Annotated in this window: 2 protein-coding genes; one reads left to right on the top strand and one right to left on the bottom strand. The window is 45.1% G+C overall.

Annotated features, from left to right (window positions below):
- Positions 1–58: 58 nt before the first annotated feature.
- Entirely contained in the window at positions 59–1,045 is a 987-nt protein-coding gene (miaA, locus tag BJP37_RS05525; protein WP_075905793.1) for a tRNA (adenosine(37)-N6)-dimethylallyltransferase MiaA, read from the bottom strand.
- Positions 1,046–1,247: 202 nt separating this feature from the next.
- On the opposite strand from miaA, the gene gyrB reads away from it, so the two are divergent.
- Positions 1,248–3,695, top strand: coding sequence for a DNA topoisomerase (ATP-hydrolyzing) subunit B (gene gyrB / locus BJP37_RS05520; protein ID WP_075897105.1), 2,448 nt, complete (start codon positions 1,248–1,250; stop codon positions 3,693–3,695).
- Positions 3,696–3,868: the final 173 nt, after the last annotated feature.

The following is a 3,868-nucleotide window of genomic DNA, read 5'->3' as shown; positions in this document are numbered from 1 at the left end:
TCCCGATTCCCGATTCCCGATTCCCGATTCCCGATTCCCGATTCCCGATTCCCGATTCTTAATTCTTAATTCTCAATTCTAAAAAACCTTCTATTCGCTGCCAAACTTTCTCCAACAAATCACGACAATCAGCATCAAACCATTCAATCTCAGGATAAGCCTTAAACCAAGTGCGTTGACGTTTCGCAAATTGGCGAGTGTGGACAACAGTTAACTCTCTGGCCTGCTCAAGGGATAAGTTACCAGCAAGATAATCTTTAATTTCCCGATATCCCAACGTATCCAGTAACGGTAAATTCCATCCATACTTCTGAACAATAGTTTCCACCTCAGCCACAAATCCTGCTGCTAACATTTGGTCAGTACGCTGAGCAATCCGCTGGGTAATAGTTTCAGAATCCCGACATTCCAAACCAATCTGGAGAATTGGATAATTAGGAGGATTCTCTCCCTGCTGCTGTGATATCGGAATTCCAGTTACATAAAATACTTCCAATGCTCGCAATGTCCGCACTTGGTCATTGGGATGAATCTTCTGAGCAGCAACAGGGTCAATCTGTTGGAGGAAATTATACAGCTGAGCTTGACCAAGAGCAGCTAGTTGCGATCGCAAATCTTCCTGAGGCGCAACCCGAGGAATTTTTAACCCCCGCACTACCGATTTGATATATAAACCAGTACCACCAACTAGGAAAAGAGGGTTATTGTTTAAATCTGCTTGATCTACCCGGTCTTCCCTGTGTTTGCTAGCTATAATTTCCTGGGCTTGCTGTTGATAATCAGCTACAGTTAAGGTTTCTGTTGGATCACAGATGTCGATCAGATAATGGGGTACCTGCTGTTGTTGAGCCAGTGTCGGCTTAGCGGTTCCAATATCCAATTCTCGGTAAACCTGACGAGAATCAGCATTAAGAATTATTGAACTAACTCGCTGTGCTAATGCTATCCCTAGACTCGATTTACCTGTAGCTGTAGCACCGCAAATTACTATTACTGCTGAGTGCTCAGTGTTGAGTTTTGAGTTTTGAGCGGAGGGCTGTTTCATCTTCCATTGTGGCATTCGGGACTAACTTGAGCACTGACCCACTGACACCATCATACCCTATATAGTTAATCCCCTATAGAAATAACCTATGAAAATGGGCTGTGGTCGCCTATAAGGCTTTTGTGTTACAATCTTCGGGTGTTTTATCATTTTTGATGAATCATAGCCTTTCAAAGCTTTTAACGGAAAACCCCGAAAGATTATGACGAGTAGTTACAGTGCCGATCAGATTCAAGTTCTAGAAGGTCTCGAACCGGTGCGGAAACGCCCAGGGATGTACATCGGGACAACTGGACCTAGGGGTCTCCATCATCTAGTCTACGAAGTTGTAGACAATTCCATCGATGAAGCGCTGGCTGGGTATTGTACTCACATCGAAGTTGATATCAATAGCGATGGTTCCGTAACCGTTACCGATGACGGACGAGGAGTTCCTACGGACACCCACCCTACCACAGGGAAATCAGCACTGGAAACCGTAATGACCGTACTTCATGCCGGTGGTAAGTTTGGTGGCGGCGGCTATAAAGTCTCTGGAGGATTGCACGGTGTTGGTGTTTCCGTAGTCAATGCTCTGTCTGAGTGGGTAGATGTAACGGTGTGGCGGGAGAAAAAAGAACATACCCAGCGCTATGAGCGGGGTGTGCCCATGACTGAACTACTCGTCAAGCCCTATAAAAAGGCCCACACTGGTACCTCAGTAAACTTTAAGCCAGATACCGAAATCTTTACTGGCGGTATTGAGTTTGATTATACTACCTTATCCGGACGTCTCCGAGAACTGGCTTACCTGAATGCTGGTGTTAAAATTACCTTCTCAGACCATCGCCTGGAAGAACCCAGAGTAGAAACCTATCACTACGAAGGAGGGATCCAGGAATATGTCGCTTACATGAACCGAGAAAAGCACCCCCTACACGAGGAGATTATTTATATACAAGGGGAACGCAAAAGTATCCAAGTGGAAGTGGCACTACAATGGTGCATTGATGCCTATAGTGATAATTTGCTGGGTTTTGCGAACAATATTCGCACCATTGATGGTGGTACCCACTTGGAAGGGCTCAAGACTGTCTTGACCCGAACCATGAATGCGATCGCACGCAAGCGCAATAAACTCAAAGAAAGTGAGTCTAACCTAGGTGGTGAGAATATCCGAGAAGGATTAACTGGGGTGATTTCTGTCAAAGTCCCAGAGCCAGAATTTGAAGGTCAAACCAAAACTAAACTGGGAAATACAGAAGTAAGGGGCATTGTAGATTCCCTAGTTGGGGAAGTCTTGACTGAATACCTGGATTTTCGTCCCCAAGTAGTTGATACTATTTTAGAAAAAGCGATTCAGGCCTATAAAGCCGCAGAAGCTGCTCGTCGTGCTCGTGAATTAGTGCGGCGCAAGTCAGTACTAGAGTCTTCTCCCTTACCCGGTAAGTTAGCCGATTGTAGTTCTCGGGACCCAGGGGAATCAGAGATATTTATCGTTGAGGGGGATAGTGCAGGGGGATGTTTTTCTGGAGAGACACAGGTTGCCCTGGCTGATGGACGCTCCTTGAGCTTCAAAGAACTGGTAGCTGAACAAGCTATGGGTAAAGAGCATTTTTGCTACACGATCACCAATAACGGCAGCATCGGAATAGAACGGATTATCAATCCCAGAATGACCAAAGCCAATGCTAAAGTCATCAAACTTACCTTAGATAACTCAGAAACTATTATTTGCACTCCCGATCACCTGTTCATGTTGCGGGATGGTACTTATAAGCCTGCAGTATCTCTGACTCCTGATGATTTACTAATGCCTCTGTATCGCCCACTGGCAGAAATCAGGAAACAGGCAAAAGTCAAAACCCAAAACAAAGAAGCTTATTCCGCTTTTGGGGGTAATCAGACACAGGTTTGTGAAGCTGTTGCTAACTATAACTACCAAGTTGTTTCCATTGAACCCCTAGAAGAATTGGTAGATGTCTATGATATCGAAGTGCCTCATACCCATAACTTCGCTTTAGAGAGTGGGGTGTTTGTTCACAACAGTGCTAAACAAGGACGCGATCGCCAATTCCAAGCCATTCTCCCCCTGCGTGGAAAAATCCTCAACATTGAGAAAACTGATGATGCCAAAATTTACAAGAACACAGAAATCCAATCCCTAATTACAGCCCTAGGGCTAGGGATTAAAGGAGAAGAATTCGATCCGTCCAATTTACGCTACCACCGCATTGTAATAATGACTGATGCTGATGTGGATGGCGCTCACATCCGTACTTTATTACTAACCTTCTTCTACCGCTATCAACGAGCCCTTGTAGACCAAGGCTACATCTACATCGCTTGTCCTCCCTTATATAAACTAGAACGAGGTCGCAACCATAACTATTGTTATAGCGATCGCGAACTACAAGAGCGGATTAGCCAATTTCCTGAAAACGCTAACTATAACATCCAACGATTCAAAGGATTAGGTGAAATGATGCCACAGCAGTTGTGGGACACCACCATGAATCCAGAAACTCGCACCATGAAGCAAATCGAAATCGAAGATGCTGCTGAAGCAGACAGAATCTTTACTGTACTCATGGGAGACCGGGTTGCTCCTCGCCGCCAATTCATTGAAACCTATGGCGCTCGACTCAATCTAAACGATTTAGATATTTAGAGTCTAGGTTATAGCGGTTTTAAATTTGGTGAGGTACAGATTTCCTGGTTTTAGGGAACAGCGGATCTGGGAACAGGGAACAGGAACCCACCCCTAGGGCGTGTTTTCAAAGTTTTCCGCAAGATTATGATCCCCCCCAGCCCCCCTTAAAAAAGGGGGGAGCCATACTCAAA

It is taken from the genome of Moorena bouillonii PNG, from assembly GCF_001942495.1.
Classification (GTDB): domain Bacteria; phylum Cyanobacteriota; class Cyanobacteriia; order Cyanobacteriales; family Coleofasciculaceae; genus Moorena; species Moorena bouillonii.
Note: the sequence above shows the minus strand (reverse complement) of the source record. Positions and strands in the feature narration are given on the sequence as shown.

Coding starts and splice junctions, on each gene's coding strand:
- miaA (WP_075905793.1), bottom strand. CDS start 1,045: ATGAAACAGCCCTCCGCTCAAAACTCAAAACTCAACACTGAGCACTCA.
- gyrB (WP_075897105.1), top strand. CDS start 1,248: ATGACGAGTAGTTACAGTGCCGATCAGATTCAAGTTCTAGAAGGTCTC.